Annotated in this window: 18 protein-coding genes; 8 read left to right on the top strand and 10 right to left on the bottom strand. The window is 60.8% G+C overall.

Features of this window, described 5'->3' with window-relative positions:
* Positions 1-53: 53 nt before the first annotated feature.
* Genes zur through K0H47_RS21745 form a run of 4 tightly spaced genes read left to right on the top strand, consistent with a single transcriptional unit; the run spans position 54 to position 2859 of the window.
* Complete coding sequence (gene zur, locus K0H47_RS21730) at positions 54-536, top strand: zinc uptake transcriptional repressor Zur (protein WP_026078035.1); 483 nt, start codon at positions 54-56, stop codon at positions 534-536.
* Entirely contained in the window at positions 536-1321 is a 786-nt protein-coding gene (gene znuC, locus K0H47_RS21735; protein WP_017477974.1) for a zinc ABC transporter ATP-binding protein ZnuC, read from the top strand. Before zur ends, znuC begins: the two co-directional genes overlap by 1 nt.
* Positions 1314-2102: a zinc ABC transporter permease subunit ZnuB gene (znuB, locus tag K0H47_RS21740; RefSeq protein WP_017477973.1), complete on the top strand. Its 789-nt coding sequence runs from the start codon at positions 1314-1316 to the stop codon at positions 2100-2102. Before znuC ends, znuB begins: the two co-directional genes overlap by 8 nt.
* Before the next feature lie 37 nt (positions 2103-2139).
* Complete coding sequence (locus K0H47_RS21745) at positions 2140-2859, top strand: PA5502 family lipoprotein (protein ID WP_003214825.1); 720 nt, start codon at positions 2140-2142, stop codon at positions 2857-2859.
* A 112-nt stretch (positions 2860-2971) separates the two neighbouring features.
* Here the strand turns inward: K0H47_RS21745 and katE are convergent, their stop codons facing one another.
* Complete coding sequence (gene katE, locus K0H47_RS21750) at positions 2972-5113, bottom strand: catalase HPII (RefSeq protein ID WP_177069819.1); 2142 nt, start codon at positions 5111-5113, stop codon at positions 2972-2974.
* A gap of 268 nt (positions 5114-5381) precedes the next feature.
* Between katE and K0H47_RS21755 the strand changes: the two genes are divergently transcribed.
* Genes K0H47_RS21755 through K0H47_RS21765 form a run of 3 tightly spaced genes read left to right on the top strand, consistent with a single transcriptional unit; the run spans position 5382 to position 7888 of the window.
* The gene (locus K0H47_RS21755; protein ID WP_063033707.1) at positions 5382-6389 is read left to right on the top strand and encodes a methionine ABC transporter ATP-binding protein; all 1008 of its coding nucleotides are present in this window, start codon (positions 5382-5384) and stop codon (positions 6387-6389) included.
* Entirely contained in the window at positions 6389-7063 is a 675-nt protein-coding gene (locus K0H47_RS21760) for a methionine ABC transporter permease (protein ID WP_063033708.1), read from the top strand. The genes K0H47_RS21755 and K0H47_RS21760 overlap by 1 nt, the downstream gene beginning before the upstream one ends.
* A gap of 51 nt (positions 7064-7114) precedes the next feature.
* On the top strand, positions 7115-7888 hold the full coding sequence (locus K0H47_RS21765; protein WP_017477968.1) for a MetQ/NlpA family ABC transporter substrate-binding protein: 774 nt from the start codon (positions 7115-7117) through the stop codon (positions 7886-7888).
* Between the two features lie 201 nt (positions 7889-8089).
* On the opposite strand, the gene K0H47_RS21770 is transcribed toward K0H47_RS21765, so the two are convergent.
* Genes K0H47_RS21770 through K0H47_RS21790 form a run of 5 tightly spaced genes read right to left on the bottom strand, consistent with a single transcriptional unit; the run spans position 8090 to position 12004 of the window.
* On the bottom strand, positions 8090-8725 hold the full coding sequence (locus K0H47_RS21770) for an SCO family protein (protein ID WP_003214837.1): 636 nt from the start codon (positions 8723-8725) through the stop codon (positions 8090-8092).
* The gene (gene cyoE, locus K0H47_RS21775; RefSeq protein WP_063033709.1) at positions 8722-9621 is read right to left on the bottom strand and encodes a heme o synthase; all 900 of its coding nucleotides are present in this window, start codon (positions 9619-9621) and stop codon (positions 8722-8724) included. The genes K0H47_RS21770 and cyoE overlap by 4 nt, the downstream gene beginning before the upstream one ends.
* On the bottom strand, positions 9609-10688 hold the full coding sequence (locus tag K0H47_RS21780) for a heme A synthase (protein ID WP_093203278.1): 1080 nt from the start codon (positions 10686-10688) through the stop codon (positions 9609-9611). Before K0H47_RS21780 ends, cyoE begins: the two co-directional genes overlap by 13 nt.
* 10 nt (positions 10689-10698) lie before the next feature.
* The gene (locus K0H47_RS21785) at positions 10699-11298 is read right to left on the bottom strand and encodes a hypothetical protein (RefSeq protein WP_093203283.1); all 600 of its coding nucleotides are present in this window, start codon (positions 11296-11298) and stop codon (positions 10699-10701) included.
* Complete coding sequence (locus tag K0H47_RS21790; protein ID WP_093210161.1) at positions 11264-12004, bottom strand: SURF1 family protein; 741 nt, start codon at positions 12002-12004, stop codon at positions 11264-11266. Before K0H47_RS21790 ends, K0H47_RS21785 begins: the two co-directional genes overlap by 35 nt.
* Positions 12005-12088: 84 nt before the next feature.
* On the opposite strand from K0H47_RS21790, the gene K0H47_RS21795 reads away from it, so the two are divergent.
* Positions 12089-12292 (top strand): twin transmembrane helix small protein, encoded by a 204-nt coding sequence (locus K0H47_RS21795; protein WP_010168612.1) that lies wholly within the window; start codon positions 12089-12091, stop codon positions 12290-12292.
* Positions 12293-12298: 6 nt separating this feature from the next.
* Here K0H47_RS21795 and K0H47_RS21800 read toward each other — a convergent pair whose 3' ends face one another.
* The 4 genes from K0H47_RS21800 to coxB form a co-directional block, all read right to left on the bottom strand.
* Positions 12299-13186, bottom strand: a complete 888-nt coding sequence (locus tag K0H47_RS21800) for a cytochrome c oxidase subunit 3 (protein WP_219273602.1) — start codon at positions 13184-13186, stop codon at positions 12299-12301.
* Positions 13187-13221: 35 nt separating this feature from the next.
* Positions 13222-13773, bottom strand: coding sequence for a cytochrome c oxidase assembly protein (locus tag K0H47_RS21805; protein ID WP_008439615.1), 552 nt, complete (start codon positions 13771-13773; stop codon positions 13222-13224).
* Positions 13774-13914: 141 nt separating this feature from the next.
* Positions 13915-15504: a cytochrome c oxidase subunit I gene (gene ctaD, locus K0H47_RS21810; RefSeq protein ID WP_063033712.1), complete on the bottom strand. Its 1590-nt coding sequence runs from the start codon at positions 15502-15504 to the stop codon at positions 13915-13917.
* 58 nt (positions 15505-15562) lie between these two features.
* The gene (coxB, locus tag K0H47_RS21815) at positions 15563-16690 is read right to left on the bottom strand and encodes a cytochrome c oxidase subunit II (RefSeq protein WP_063033713.1); all 1128 of its coding nucleotides are present in this window, start codon (positions 16688-16690) and stop codon (positions 15563-15565) included.
* Positions 16691-16885: the final 195 nt, after the last annotated feature.

Below are 16885 nucleotides of genomic sequence, written 5' to 3' on the forward strand. Positions count from 1 at the left end.
GAGGCAGGAACAGGTAACATAATAACGTCTCTCACAAATATCTGTCGCCGCTCATGCCTAAAACACCGCTTGCCAGCCGTCCCCACGACCACTCTCACTGCGTGCACACCGCGCTGTCAGAGGCCGACGCCTTGTGCGCGCGCCAAGGCCTGCGCCTGACCGCCCTGCGTCGCCGGGTGCTGGAGCTGGTGTGGCAAAGCCATAAGCCTCTGGGTGCCTACGACATCCTCGGCGTGCTCAGCGAGCAGGATGGCCGCCGCGCCGCGCCGCCCACGGTGTACCGCGCGCTGGACTTCCTGCTGGACAACGGCCTGGTGCACCGCATCTCTTCGCTCAATGCCTTTGTCGGCTGCAACCACCCGGAACACGCGCACCAGGGCCAGTTCCTGATTTGCCGCGAGTGCCACGCCGCCATCGAGCTTGAGCAAAAAAGCATCAGCGACAGCATCATCAAGAGCGCCGGCGACGTCGGCTTCAAGGTCGAAGGGCAAACCGTCGAAGTGGTCGGTGTGTGCTCGGGCTGCCAGGGGGCTTGATGAGCACTGCGTTAATCCGCCTGGAGCAGGTCGGGGTCACGTTCGCCGGGCAAAACGTGCTGGACAACATCGCCCTGAGCGTCGAGCCAGGTCAGATCGTCACGCTGATCGGCCCCAACGGCGCCGGCAAGACCACTCTTGTGCGCGCCGTGCTCGGCCTGCTCAAACCCGACAGCGGCAGCGTATGGCGCAAGCCTAAACTGCGAGTGGGCTACATGCCGCAAAAGCTGCATGTGGACCCGACCTTGCCCCTGTCAGTGCTGCGCTTCCTGCGCCTGGTGCCAGGCGTAGACCGCGCCCGCGCGCAGTCCGCCCTTAAGGAAGTCGGCGCCGAACAGGTGATCGACAGCCCGGTGCAAAGTATCTCCGGCGGCGAAATGCAGCGTGTGCTGCTCGCCCGTGCCCTGTTGCGCGAGCCGGAACTGCTGGTACTCGATGAACCCGTGCAAGGTGTCGACGTGGCCGGCCAGGCCGAGTTGTACAGCCTGATCACCCGCCTGCGGGACCGCCATGGCTGCGGCGTGCTGATGGTCTCCCACGACCTGCACCTGGTGATGAGCACCACCGACCAGGTGGTGTGCCTTAATCGCCACGTGTGCTGCTCCGGCCACCCGGAACAGGTCAGCGGCGACCCGGCTTTCGTCGAGCTGTTCGGCAAGAACGCCCAGAGCCTGGCGATTTATCACCACCATCACGACCATGCCCATGACCTGCATGGCGCTGTTGTCTCTGACCCCGCCACACCCCATACCCACGTTCATGGAGATAGCTGCAAGCATGGCTGATTTTCTGCTCTACGCCCTGCTGGCAGGCTTGGCTCTGGCGCTGGTGGCGGGCCCACTGGGCTCGTTCGTGGTCTGGCGGCGCATGGCCTATTTTGGCGACACCTTGTCCCACGCTGCGCTGCTGGGCGTGGCCATGGGTTTCCTGCTGGATGTGAGCCCAACCATTGCCGTCACCGTCGGCTGCCTGTTGCTGGCGGTGCTGCTGGTGACCCTGCAACAGCGCCAGCCGCTGGCTTCCGATACGCTGCTGGGCATCCTGGCCCCAAGCACCTTGTCCCTGGGCCTGGTGGTGCTGAGCTTCATGCATGAAGTGCGTATCGACCTGATGGCCTACCTGTTCGGCGACCTGCTGGCGATCAGCCCCACCGACCTGGCGTGGATCCTCGGCGGCAGCGCGGCGGTGCTGGTGCTGTTGGTGACGCTGTGGCGCCCGCTGCTGGCGATCACCGTCCACGAAGAACTCGCCACTGTCGAAGGTTTGCCCGTGGCCGCGCTGCGCATGACCCTGATGCTGCTGATCGCCGTGGTGATTGCTGTCGCGATGAAGATTGTCGGCGTATTGTTGATCACATCACTGCTGATCATCCCGGCGGCAGCGGCACAGCGTCATGCCCGCTCGCCGGAGCAAATGGCGATCGGCGCCAGCCTGTTGGGGATGCTTGCGGTGTGCGGTGGCCTGGCGCTGTCCTGGTTCAAGGACACCCCGGCCGGCCCGTCGATTGTGGTCACGGCGGCCGCCCTGTTTCTGCTGAGTTTTGTCCTGCCCCGTCGTGGGGTGTAGACTTGCTCGCTTTTTGCGCAATTAGAGAGTCGCAGGAATGAAGCTGTTCAACGCCCGTTATCTGCTCCTTGCCGCATTTTCCTTGCTGCTGGGCGCCTGCCAAAGCACCCCGCCCGCCGCCCCCCAGGCGCCGGACGCGCGCGCTGCGGCCATCGCACAGCTGGAGCAAAACCTCGCCAGCAGTGAACTGGCCACCGCCGAAGACGAGCTGGCCGCCTTGCAGGCCCAGTCGCCCAACGACCCGGCGCTGGAGCCTTATCAGCGCCAACTGGCCGAAGCCTACTTGCAGCGCAGTCAGATCGTCCTGCAAAAAGGTGACGTCAACGCAGCTGCCACGGCCTTGAGCCGCGCACGGGCTTTAATGCCCAAGGCGCCGGCGCTGACCGGTGGCGTCAACAGCGCGATTGCCCACGCCCGTAAAGTCGAGTTGGATAAAGCCGAGGCTGCCTTGAAAGCCGCTGAGGCCAAGCCGCCCGCCAAGGTCATCGACCCTGCAGCGCCAAGCACCACGGTTGCGCTGAACCTCACCGATATTGAAGCGCTGCGCCATCAACTGGATGAGATCGCCACCGATGTGGTGAATTACCAGTGCGATGTGAGCATCCAGGCACCGCGCACCGAAGATTATCCATGGCTGGCCACGCTGCTGACCAAACGGGTGAAGCGCATTGATTCGGGGTATGATCTGAAGATTCACCGGCAGATCCTGAAGAAGGTTCCGGCGCAGGTTGTACTGATTCCGCGTAAGACTGAATAACGCCATTCGCGAGCAAGCCCGCTCCCACATTTAACCGAGTTCCAACTTTGAAATGCGGTCAAATGTGGGAGCGGGCTTGCTCGCGAAAGCGGTCTAACAATCAACCAATGACTTAAGCCGGAACAGCTTTAGCCTTCGGCTCCCGATCCCAGACCCGATGCTGGGCAATCGCTGCAAAAAACGCCTTCAACGCCTTCGCATCACCGCCCACTATCAGCCCCGCATCTGCCTCAAGCTTCAGCACATCCAGCAACTGCTTTGCCTCTCCGGCCAAGGCAATCGCCTTCAGATGCTTGTACGCCTCCAGCAGGTAATGCAACGCAACGCCGTCGCCACTCAGTGCCTGAACCGACTTGGCACCACCCGGCACAAACACCGCATCGAACGCCACTGACGGCAAACCTTCCATGGATGCATCCACCGGCAGGCTCTTGCCATCCGCCGTCGTCACCGGTGCCGATGTCGGCCCGAGCAGCTTCGCATGCGCACCCTCGGCTTCCAGCGCCTTCTTCAAGGCATCAATCGCCGCACCATCAACGCCGTTCGCCGCCAGGATCGCGACCTTGCGGGTCTTGATATCACCCGACAGCAAATTGGCCTGGCTCAGCGCTGGTGAACGTTCCGGAGACGTCTTGCGCTCTGGCACCGTGCCTTTCTTCGGTGCCGGCAAGCCCAGGTTCTGCGCCACGCGCTTGGCCAGTTCGAGGTCGATGTTGGCGAGGATCTCGTTCACCTGCCGAGCCCGGATGAATTCACGCTCCACCTTGCCCAGCTCGAAGCTGTAAGCCGCGATGATGTGCTCTTGCTCGTGCTTGCTCATGCTGCGGAAAAACAAGCGCGCCTGGGAGAAGTGATCACCGAACGACTCGCTGCGCTCACGGATCTTGTGGGCGTCGATTCGCTCCGGATAAGTCTCAAAACCACCGTCCTGCGCCGCAGGCGGAGTTTCTTTCGGCCAGCCGCCATCAATGGAGTTCGGCTCGTAGGACGCGCGACCCTTGTCGATGGTGGTGCGGTGCATGGCATCACGCTGGCCGTTATGGAACGGCGCGACCGGACGGTTGATCGGCAACTCGTGAAAGTTCGGGCCGCCGAGTCGGCTGATCTGCGTGTCGGTGTAGGAAAACAGGCGGCCTTGCAGCAGCGGGTCATTGGAGAAATCGATACCCGGCACGATATGCCCCGGGCAGAACGCCACTTGCTCGGTCTCGGCAAAGTAGTTGTCCGGGTTGCGGTTGAGCACCATCTTGCCCAGCGGCGTGATGGGCACCAGCTCTTCGGGGATCAACTTGGTCGGGTCGAGAATATCGAAGTCGAACTTATGCTCGTCTTCTTCGGCGATGATCTGTACGCCCAATTCCCATTCCGGGTAATCACCACTTTCAATGGATTCCCACAGGTCACGACGGTGGAAGTCCGTGTCTTTGCCCGCCAGCTTCTGCGCCTCGTCCCACACCAGGGAACAGGTGCCGACGGTAGGACGCCAGTGGAATTTAACGAAGTTGGATTTCCCCTCGGCATTCACCAAACGGAAGGTATGCACGCCAAAACCCTGCATGGTCCGCAGGCTTTTCGGAATCGCCCGGTCAGACATGGCCCAGATCACCATATGCGCTGACTCTGGCTGCAGCGAAACAAAATCCCAGAACGTATCGTGGGCCGAGCCGCCTGTAGGAATCTCGTTATGCGGCTCAGGTTTTACCGCATGCACGAAGTCAGGAAACTTGATCGCATCCTGAATGAAAAAGACCGGCATGTTATTGCCCACCAGGTCGAAGTTACCTTCGTCGGTGAAGAACTTTACGGCAAAACCACGCACGTCACGCACGGTATCACCCGAGCCGCGAGGGCCCTGAACCGTGGAGAAACGCGCAAATACCGGGGTTTTGTGTTCGGGGTTACGCAGGAACCCGGCCTTGGTCAGCGCCGAATGGTTTTCATAGGTCTGGAAATAACCATGGGCACCGGTACCCCGGGCATGAACGATGCGTTCCGGGATGCGCTCATGGTCAAAGTGCGTGATTTTTTCACGCATGATGAAGTCTTCCAGCAGCGAAGGACCCCGGGAGCCGACCTTCAAGCTGTTCTGGTTGTCGGAAACCTTCACGCCCTGGTTGGTACGCAGCGCCTGGCCGGTAGCGTCAGAGCGAAATGTTTCCAGGCTTTGCAGCTTGGCGTTGGTGTTACCACGGTCCAGAGTGTCGGTACCCGCAAGTTCGCTCTTGGGCGGGGTGACTGGCTTTTTAGTGCTCATCAGACAAAAACTCCTCGTTTGCGTAGGCCAGAGCGATCCCCGGCTCTTCTTGAGCAAAACCCCAGGCACGGCACCTGGGAATTTCGAGTTGCTTATGTAGTGACTGACACGGTTTTGTACCGTTCCTTTTTTATGACCTTTGATCGCGTTATTGCCAAATCGCTGGTCGGATGAGAAATAAATGCTAAGAAACGCTATACGGACAGGCTAAAATGCGCGCCCGGCTAACCGCTGATCCCTTTTTAATGCGCCCCACAAGGTTCGCTACGTGATCGAGTTTCATAACGTCCATAAAACCTACCGGGTCGCCGGTAAGGATATCCCCGCACTGCATTCCACCAACCTGCGCGTCGAAAATGGCCAGGTGTTTGGTCTGATCGGCCATTCCGGTGCGGGAAAAAGTACTTTGCTGCGCCTGATCAATCGCCTGGAAGAACCCAGCGGTGGCCAGATCAAGGTCGATGACGAAGAAGTCACCGCCCTCGACGCCAACGGCCTGCGCCGTTTCCGGCAACAGGTCGGGATGATCTTCCAGCACTTCAACCTGCTGGCCTCCAAGACCGTCGCCGACAACGTGGCGTTGCCGCTGACCCTCGCGGGCGAACTTTCCCGCAAGGAAATCGACCTGCGTGTGGCCGAACTGCTGGCCCGGGTTGGCCTGTCCGACCATGCCAAAAAGTATCCGGCGCAGCTGTCCGGCGGCCAGAAGCAGCGCGTCGGCATCGCCCGCGCCCTGGCCACCAAGCCAAAGATCCTGCTGTGCGACGAAGCCACCAGCGCCCTCGACCCGCAGACCACCGCCTCGGTGCTGCAACTGCTGGCCGAGATCAACCGTGAGCTGAAGCTGACCATCGTGCTGATCACCCATGAAATGGACGTGATCCGCCGGGTCTGCGACCACGTGGCCGTGATGGACGCCGGCGTGATCGTCGAGCAAGGCACCGTCGCCGACGTGTTCCTGCACCCCAAACACCCGACCACCAAGCGCTTCGTGCAAGAGTCCGAGCAGGTTGACGAAGGCGAGCAGCGTGATGACTTCGCTCACGTGCCGGGCCGCATCGTGCGCCTGACGTTCCAGGGCGAAGCGACCTACGCACCGCTGCTGGGTACCGTCGCCCGTGAAACGGGTGTGGACTACAGCATCCTTGCCGGTCGTATCGATCGCATCAAAGACATTCCCTACGGGCAACTGACCCTCGCCGTCACCGGTGGTGACATGGAGGCCGCGTTCGCCGCCTTCACCGCCGCAGACGTCCACATGGAGGTGCTGCGCTAATGGAAATCTTCTTGAGCTTTTTCTCGAACATCGACTGGTCCGAAATCCTGTTGGCCACCGGCGACACCATGACCATGCTGTTCGGCTCGCTGCTGTTCACCGTGCTGCTGGGCCTGCCGCTGGGGGTACTGCTGTTCCTGTGCAGCCCGCGCCAGCTCTTCGAACAAAAAGGCCTGTACGCGATGCTGTCGCTGATCGTGAACATCCTGCGTTCGCTGCCGTTCATTATTCTGCTGATCGTGATGATCCCGTTCACGGTGCTGATCACCGGCACCTCGCTGGGTGTTGCCGGTGCGATTCCGCCGCTGGTGGTGGGGGCCACGCCGTTCTTTGCGCGCCTGGTGGAAACCGCGTTGCGCGAAGTGGACCGCGGGATTATCGAAGCGACCCAGGCCATGGGCGCCACTACCCGGCAGATCATCACCAACGCCTTGCTGCCCGAAGCCCGCCCCGGCATCTTCGCGGCGATTACGGTGACGGCGATTACACTGGTTTCCTACACGGCCATGGCTGGTGTGGTGGGTGCCGGTGGCCTGGGTGACCTGGCGATCCGCTTCGGTTATCAACGCTTCCAGACCGACGTGATGGTGGTCACCGTGGTGCTGCTGTTGATCCTGGTACAAATTCTGCAAACCGTCGGCGACAAGCTGGTGGTGCACTTTTCTCGAAAATAACGGCTATTGCCGGCGCGAAGCCGGCCAATTCCCGAACAAGGAGCTTGTTGAATGAAAAAACTACTGGTTGCTTTCGCCGCCGTTGCCGCGTTCTCCGCCCACGCCGCTGAAACCCTGACCGTGGCCGCATCCCCGGTGCCCCACGCTGAAATCCTCGAATTCGTGAAGCCGGTTCTGGCTAAAGAAGGCGTGGATTTGCAGGTCAAAGTCTTCACCGACTACGTCCAGCCAAACGTACAGGTTGCCGAAAAACGCCTGGACGCCAACTTCTTCCAGCACCAGCCGTACCTGGATGAGTTCAACAAAGCCAAGGGCACTCACCTGGTGAGCGTCGGCGCTGTGCACCTGGAACCTCTGGGCGCCTACTCCAGCAAGTACAAAAAGCTGGAAGACCTGCCAAGCGGCGCCAACGTCGTGATCCCGAACGACGCCACCAATGGCGGCCGCGCGCTGTTGCTGCTGGCCAAGCACAACCTGATCACCCTGAAGGACCCGACCAACATCCTGTCGACCATCAAGGACATCACCGGCAACCCGAAAGACCTGAAATTCCGCGAACTGGAAGCCGCCACCCTGCCGCGCGTGCTGACCCAGGTCGACCTGGCGCTGATCAACACCAACTACGCCCTGGAAGCCAAGCTGGACCCCTCCAAGGACGCACTGGTGATCGAAGGCAACGACTCGCCTTACGTGAACATTCTGGTGACCCGCGAAGACAACAAGGATTCGGATGCGGTGAAGAAGCTGGTAGCAGCCCTGCACACACCGGAAGTGAAAGCGTTCATACTCGAGAAGTACAAAGGCGCGATCCTGCCAGCGTTCTGATCCAAGGCCGAAACCCCGATCGATCGTTCCCACGCTCTGCGTGGGAACGCATCCTGTGACGCTCCGCGTCACGACCTCAAAAGCGGACGCAGAGCGTCCAGTGCGGCATTCCCACGCAGAGCGTGGGAACGATCTAAACCAATGTGGGAGCAGGCTTGCTCCCACATTTGATTTGTGTCGCTCAGGAAATGGTCGGCAGGCTTATTTACGCTGCAATAACCCCGGGAACTGCGCCACTAGCTTCTGGTTGTTTAACGGCGCCCGGATAAACCCGCGCTGGGTGCCGTCCGGACCGATCAGCGCCAGATTGCCGCTATGGTCGACGGTGTAGTTGGGCTTGCTGGTGTCCGCCGGAATAAATGGAATGCTTACCGCATTGGACACTTTCTGCACATCGTCCACGTTAGCACCGGTCAGACCTTCAAACTGTGGATCGAAGTAGCCGAGGTACTGCTTGAGCTGCGCCGGCGTATCGCGGTTCGGGTCAACGCTGACCAGGATCACCTGCAACTTATCCACCACGTCTTTAGGCAGCTCGCTCTTGATCTGGCGCAGTTGGGCGAGGGTGGTGGGGCAGATATCCGGGCAGAAGGTGTAGCCGAAGAACAACACGCTCCACTTGCCTTTCAGCTCGTTGACCACCACCGGCTGGCCGTCCTGGTTGGTCATGGTCACCGGCGGCAACTGGCGGCTTTGCGGCAGCAGGATGATGCCCGCATCGATCAAGGCAGTCGGGTCGCCCTGGCCTTTGCCGCTCAGGACTTTGTTGACGGTCAGGCCCATGATCAACGCGACAATGGCCACCAGAATGAAGACAGTTTTTTGAGTTCGAGTCATAGGTTCAACAATAGGTAGTGGTCTACGAGCAGGGCGATAAACAGCGCGAACAGGTACCAGATAGAGTACTTGAAGGTGTTGATCGCCGCGTGCGGCCGACTGCCACGGTACAGCACCCAGGCCCATTGCAGAAAGCGCCCGCCCAGAACCAGTGCGCACACCAGGTACAGCATGCCGCTCATGTGGATGACATACGGCATCAGGCTGACCGCCAGCAGGGCGAAGGTGTAGAGCAGGATATGCACCTTGGTGTAGTGCTCGCCGTGGGTCACCGGCAGCATCGGGATGTCGGCCTTGGCGTATTCCTCCTTGCGGTGAATCGCCAGGGCCCAGAAGTGCGGCGGGGTCCAGGCGAAGATGATCAGCACCAGCAGCAGCGGCTCGGCGCTGACGTGGCCAGTGACGGCAACCCAACCCAGCAAAGGCGGCGCGGCGCCGGCCAGGCCGCCGATGACGATGTTCTGCGGCGTCGCACGTTTGAGGAAACCGGTGTAGATCACCGCGTAGCCCAACAGCGAGGCCAGGGTCAGCCAGGCGGCCAGTGGATTGGTAAACGCCAGCAACAGCGCCAGCCCGACAACCGCCAGCAACAGCGCAAAAACAAGCGCCGCCACGGGCGATACGCGCCCTTCCGCCAGCGGACGTTTATGGGTGCGCGCCATCAGCGCATCGATGCGCCGATCCACCACATGGTTCACCGCCGCCGCGCCACCGGCACACAGCGCGATCCCCAGGTTGCCGAAAATCAGCACCGGCCAAGGCACCCCGGCGCGGGTGGCGAGGAACATGCCCACCAGCGAGGTGATGAGCATCAGCACCACCACTTTTGGCTTGGTCAGCTCAAGATAGTCACGCCAGATCGCCTGGCTATGACGCTCGCCGATCAAGGTCGCCATGGCATCTCTCCTTTTAGGGTCATGAGGCCCGACACATGTTTACGCGGGCTGAAGCGCCAGCCGAACGGCAACTGGTGCCGCACCCGAACCAGACTGGTGCGAGCGTGGTAATTGACCAGCACCAGCGTCAGCAGCAACGCCGCGCCGCCGGCGTTATGAGCGACCGCAACCGGCAGCGGCAGGTGGAAATACACGTTGCTCAAGCCCAGGCAAATTTGCGCCGCCAGGGCGATCAGCAACAGGCCGGCCAAGCGAGTCATGCCGACCACCTTGAGTTGCCAGGCCAGGCCCAGCAGTACGATGGTGACCAGCAGCGCACCAATCCGATGGGTCAGGTGAATCGCCGTGCGTGCATCACTGTCCAGTTGCCCACCGAGGTAATTGGGGCCGATATGCTGGGTCAGGTGAAAGCCATTGGCGAAATCCGCCGCCGGCCACCACTGCCCGTGACAGGTCGGCAGGTCGATACAGGCCACGGCCGCGTAGTTGGAGCTGACCCATCCACCCAGGGCAATCTGGCCGATCACCAGCACCAGGCCAGCCGTCGCCCAATACTGCAAACGCCTGGGCACGATCAGCGCCGGCAATACACCGGACAGCCGCAGCGTCAGCAAAAACAGCAGGCTCAACGTCGCAAACCCGCCCAATAAATGCCCGGTGACCACTTGCGGCCAGAGCTTCAGCGTCACCGTCCACATGCCAAACGCCGCCTGGGCAAACACTACAGCCAACAGGAACAACGGCAACTTTAACGGCTGGCCCGGGTGATGCCGATGGGTCCAGGCGCGCGCTGCCAACAGCACAATCAGCAGCCCGAGGGTGCCGGCAAAATAACGATGGGTCATCTCGTTCCATCCCTTGTCCGACTCCACCGGCGTATCCGGGTAATGCAGTTCGGCATGGGCCAGCTGGGCTTCGCTTTTTGGCACGCTGATAAAGCCATAGCACCCCGGCCAATCCGGGCAACCAAGGCCCGCGTGGGTCAGCCGGGTGTAGGCGCCCAGCAGCACCACGATCAGGGCCAGCAGGGTGGCAAACAGCGCGAGGCGAAATCCAGGTTTGGCCATGACGGTGTCCTTATCCGATGTTCGACAGTTTCAGCAGCAGGCGCAGGTCGTTGAGCAGGTCCTTGCCCTTGACCCGGGCGTCGTAGCGCAGCACCAGGTTGCCGTGGGGGTCGACGATCCACAGCTGGGCATCGCCAGTGCCTCGGGCGGCAGCGTCTTTATTGAAGGTCGACAGGTCGAGGGAGTAGCGCTGCAGTTGGGGGTATTCGGCCTTGAGCTTGGCGTCATAGGCGGTGCTGACGGGCTGCGCGCTGGCCAGGGCATGGCTGGCGCGAGAGGCATCGCGGCCCAGTCCGATCTGAAGTTGGCGTGCGAGGTACACCAGCTGCTGGCAATCGGCAGTGCAGGCGGTGGGCGCAGTCACCAGCAGTTGCCAGCGGTCTTCGTCGGCCTGCACACCAATGTCGGCACGGGTCTGGCCATTGCCGATCATCTCACCGTGGTAGCTGCGGCTGTCCGGCACCCAGAACTGCAACTTGTACATGAAGGTGGCGAGCACCATCGGGCCGATCACCATCAGCAAAATCAGGATCAGTTGCCAGCGACCCTTGCGCCGGTTGGGCGCTGCTGGCGCGTCAGACATGTTGAGTGGATTCATGGCCGCTCCCATGGCGCTTCTCCTTTGTGTTGTGCCATCCGAGGTAGAGATAAAGGCCGAACAGCGCCAGCGCCATGGCGAACCATTGCACGGCATAGCCCAGGTGCTTTTCAGGGCCCATGGCGACCACAGGCCAGTTGGTTTCGTAAGTGCCGGGGCCGGCTTCGGCTCGCATTTCATAGGCGAATCCGCTACGGCCCAACTCGGCCCACAACGCTTCGGGATGCAGTGCAGTCAGCAATCGCGGCCACTGTGCGCCCGCCGGATCGGCGTGCAGCTGGAAGGTCTCGCCCGGAGCCACATAGACCCAGGCGTCAAGATTCAGCAGTTGTTCGGGGGTGGTGAAAGCCGGTGGTGTGCGACGGTCTGGCCAGGGCAACCAGCCGCGATTGAGCAGCAGCCACTGACCGCTGGCCTGATCGTGGAACGGTTGCAGCACTTCCACACCGACCTTGCCGTCACGAAAGCGGTTATCCAGCAGCACGCTGTGCTCGGCATCAAATTGGCCGCGCAAATGCACGCGACGGAACGCCGGATCTTCGGTGGCTTGTAATTGCGTACTGCTCATGGGCTCGGCAGCGCGGCGCTCGGCGTAGGTTTCCAGCAGCGCCTGTTTTTCGTGGCCACGAGACAGCTGCCAGAAACCGAGAAATACCAGCAACGGCAGCAGCGCAAGCACCACCAGCGTCGGCGCAATACCGGGGCGAAAGGGTTTCATGGCATTGCCGCAGAGGTCGGTGCTGCGCTGGCTATACTGAATCTCATTGCTCGCCCCCTCCAAAAAAGAGCCCCGGAGCCCACCATGCTCAAAGCAGCCATTGCCCTGATGCTGATTGCTACCGTCGTGAGCCTGTTCAGTGGCTTGTTCTTCCTGGTCAAGGACGAGGGCAACTCCAATCGCCTCGTCACTGCCTTGACCGTGCGTGTGGTGCTGGCCGTGATCACCTTAGGGCTGATCACCTGGGGTTTCTTCAGCGGCCAGCTGGTGTCTCATGCGCCTTGGTGAACGGCCTCAAAGCACGTAAACGAAGAAAAACAGCCCGATCCACACCACGTCCACAAAGTGCCAATACCAACTGGCCGCCTCGAACCCGAACTGGTACTCGTTGTTGAAATGCCCTTTCAGGATGCGTATCAGCATCACAAACAAAATGATGGTGCCGATGGTCACGTGGGCGCCGTGGAAGCCGGTGAGCATGAAGAAGGTCGCGCCGTATACGCCGGAACCGAGGGTCAGGCCCAACTCTTTATAGGCATGGATGTATTCCTCGGCCTGGAACCCGAGGAACGCCCAACCCAGCAACACGGTGATCGCCAGCCAGATCTTCAGCGCGCCGCGATGACCTTTGCGCAAGGCGTGGTGGGCGATAGTGATGGTCACGCTGGAGCTGACCAGCAAGATCGTGTTGATCAGCGGCAAGCCCCAGGGGCTGATGGTGCCCTTGGGCGCAGGGAATAGTTTCGGGTCAGGATTGTTCAGCAGCGGCCAGGCGAATTCGAAGTTCGGCCACAGCATGTGGGCGATGCCCTTATGGCCTTCACCCGCCAGCCACGGCGCCGACATATGCCGCACATAAAACAGTGCGCCGAAGAACGCGATGAAGAACATCACCTCGGAGAAGATGAACCAGGTCATGCCCCAGCGAAAGGAGCGGTCCATCTGCGAGCTGTACAAACCGGCGCGGCTTTCCTTGATCACCGCGCCGAACCAGCCAAACATCATGTAGGCCAGCAGCAGGCCGCCGACGAAAAAGATCAGCGGGCCGTGGGATTCCGGGCGTGCGGCCTTCAGGTCGTTGAACCAGGTAGCCAATCCGAACACCGTAATCAGCATGCCCAACGTGGCAATTATTGGCCATTTGCTTTGCGCTGGTACGTAGTACGTATCATGAGTCGACATGTATTCGTTCTCCTAATCGAGCCCGCAAGCAACGCCTAGCCGCCGGTATGGACAGCCACGGGCGGTTGGCGCGCGGTGATATCGAACAGCGTGTACGCCAGGGTCAAATGCTTCACATCCTTCGGCATGTCGCGATCGACAATGAAGCGCACCGGCATTTCTATGCGCTGACCTGGCTGTAGCACTTGCTGGGTGAAGCAAAAACACTCGGTCTTGTGGAAGTACATCGCCGCCTCGGCGGGCGAAATGCTCGGCACCGCCTGGGCGGTCATCGGCTTGTCAGTGGGGTTGTAGGCCACGAACAGCATCTCGGTGACCGCGCCGGGATTGACCACCACCTCGTCGGCCTTGGAGTGGAACTCCCAGACCATGTCGATGGCATTGGTGGACAGGAACTGCACCCGCACCTGGCGCGTAGGGTCCACCACCTGCTCGCCTTCGTACTGCCCGGCGGTCTTGCCGTTGATGCCGAACGCCTTGCACATCACATCGTAGATCGGCACCAGGGCGAAGCCGAAGGCGAACATTGCCACCACCAGGATCAGCAGCCGTGTAACCAGGCGCTTGATAGGCACGGACTCAAGCATGGCGGCCACCTACGAATGAATGTTCTGTGAATGGCCTTTCTGTGGGAGCTGGCTTGCCTGCGATGCTGGCAACTCGGTCTTTCAGGTACACCGAAGTGATGCCATCGCAGGCAAGCCAGCTCCCACAGGATAGGGAGGTGTTCATTTGACCTCCGGCGGCGTGGTGAAGGTGTGGTATGGCGCAGGCGAAGGGATGCTCCACTCCAGCCCTTCGGCACCATCCCACGGCTTGGCGGGCGCAGGCTTACCGCCACGGATGCACTTGATGACGATGAACAGGAAGAAAATCTGCGTCGCACCAAAGGTGAAGGCGCCGATGGAGGAGACCATGTTGAAATCGGCGAACTGCAGATTGTAGTCCGGCACCCGACGCGGCATGCCGGCAAGTCCCACGAAATGCATCGGGAAGAACGCCATGTTCATCCCCACGAACGACAGCCAGAAGTGCAGCTTGCCCAGGGTTTCGTCGTACATGTGGCCGGTCCATTTCGGCAGCCAGTAGTAGGCCGAGGCGAAGATCCCGAAGATCGCCCCGGGCACCAGTACGTAATGGAAGTGCGCCACCACAAAGTAGGTGTCGTGGTACTGGAAGTCCGCCGGGGCGATCGCCAGCATCAGCCCGGAAAAACCGCCAATGGTGAACAAAATCACGAAGGCCACGGCGAACAGCATCGGCGTCTCGAAGGTCAGCGAGCCTTGCCACATGGTGCTGACCCAGTTGAACACCTTCACCCCCGTAGGTACCGCGATCAGCAGCGTGGCGTACATGAAGAACAGCTCGCCCACCAGCGGGATGCCCACCACGAACATGTGGTGCGCCCACACGATGAACGACAGGAACGCGATGCTCGCCGTGGCGTACACCATCGAGGTGTAACCGAACAGCGGCTTGCGCGAGAAGGTCGGGATGATCGAGCTGACGGCGCCGAAGGCCGGCAGGATCATGATGTACACCTCGGGGTGGCCGAAGAACCAGAACACATGCTGGAACAACACCGGGTCACCGCCACCGGCAGCGCTGAAGAAGCTGGTGCCGAAGTGGATATCCATCAGCATCATGGTCACGCAACCCGCCAACACCGGCATCACCGCGATCAACAGGAACGCGGTGATCAGCCAGGTCCAGACGAACAACGGCATTTTCATCAGGGTCATGCCAGGGGCACGCAGGTTGAGGATGGTGGCGATGACGTTGATCGCGCCCATGATCGAACTGATGCCCATCAGGTGGATGGCGAAGATGAAGAAGGTCACGCTTTCCGGTGCGTAGGTGGTGGAGAGCGGGGCGTAGAAGGTCCAGCCGAAGTTCGGCCCGCCGCCGGGCATGAACAGGGTGGACACCAGCATCAGGAACGCCGCCGGCAACAGCCAGAAACTGAAGTTGTTCATGCGCGGCAGGGCCATGTCGGGCGCGCCGATCATCAACGGGATCATCCAGTTGGCCAGGCCGACAAACGCCGGCATCACCGCACCGAACACCATCACCAGGCCGTGCATGGTGGTCATCTGGTTGAAGAACGCCGGCTCGACGATCTGCAAGCCGGGCTGGAACAGCTCGGCACGGATCACCATGGCGAACGAGCCACCGAGCAGGAACATGGCGAAGCTGAACCACAGGTACATGGTCCCGATGTCTTTGTGGTTGGTGGTCAGGACCCAGCGCATCAGGCCCTTGGCGGGGCCGTGAGCGTGGTCACCGGCATGACCGTGGTCATCGATCACAGCGCTCATGGCTTTTCTCCTGCGAACGAGTGGGCGGGACGGTTCAGGGAATACGCAATGAAGGAAGTCATTTGCTTTCCGCCTGTTTCAGAGCCAGCACGTCTTTAGGCGTGACCATGTCGCCTTTGTTGTTGCCCCAGGCGTTACGTTCATAGGTCACGACCGCTGCGATATCGACTTCCGACAGCTGCTTGCCGAACGCCGCCATGGCGGTGCCGGGCTTGCCGAAGTAAACGCGGTGCAGGTGGTCTTCCTTGGGCCCGGTGGCAATCGGCGAGCCCTTGAGCGCCGGGAACATCGGCGGCAGGCCCTGGCCTTCAGCCTGGTGACAGGCCACGCAAGTGGTGTGATAAATCTTGTCGCCACGGGCCACCAGCTCATCCAGGGTCCATTCCTTGGAGGTCAGCTCCTTGAGCTTGGCGGCTTCGGCCTTCCGCTCGCCAAGCCAAGTGTCGTAGTCGGCCTTGGACTTGACCTCCACCACGATCGGCATGAAGCCATGGTCCTTGCCACACAGCTCGGCGCACTGGCCACGGTAGATGCCGGGCTTCTCGACCCGGGTCCAGGCCTCGTTGACGAAGCCTGGAATCGCATCACGCTTCACCGCAAACGCAGGCACCCACCAGGAGTGGATCACGTCGGCGGCGGTCACCAGAAAACGCACCTTGGCACCCACTGGCAGCACCAGCGGCTGGTCGACTTCCAGAAGGTAATGCTCGCCTTTGACGGCCTGGTTATGGATCTGCTCGGCGGGCGTAGCCAGGTTGCTGAAGAATTCGACGTCCTGACCCAGGTATTTGTAATGCCACTTCCACTGGTAGCCCGTGACCTGGATATCGATATCCGATTCAGTGCTGTCGTAGATGTTGATCAGCGTCTTGGTGGCCGGAATGGCCATCGCCACCAGGATCAGCAAGGGCACCACGGTCCAGAGAATTTCTACCGTCGTACTCTCGTGAAATTTGGCTGCCACCTGGCCCGTGGAGCGCCGGTGAACGATCATCGACCAGAACATCGCGCCAAACACGACAATGCCAATCGCCACACATATCCAGAAAATGGTCATGTGCAGGTCAAACACGGCGTGACTGACTTCAGTGGCCCCTGGCGCCATATTCGTGGTCCAGGCGGCTTGCGCCTGGCTGAATACTGACCACAACAGTAGGCCCATCCAAACATGTGGATGTCGCGTCATTGCGGGTTCCCCTTATCATTCTTGTTATCCCGCCGGTTTGCACCTGCGGCCAAGGGAGCGGCTTCCATACTGCTTACAACCGCCAAGCCTTGCCTGCTCATGCAGTCGGGCGTCATCAGCTAATTGCGTACAAAACCGAGTATAGACAGCGACCGCCACCCCGCAATGTGATCGGGCAAATGAACGAAAATGAGG

It is taken from the genome of Pseudomonas sp. Xaverov 83 (genome assembly GCF_019352905.1).
Classification (GTDB): Bacteria; Pseudomonadota; Gammaproteobacteria; order Pseudomonadales; family Pseudomonadaceae; genus Aquipseudomonas; species Aquipseudomonas yamanorum.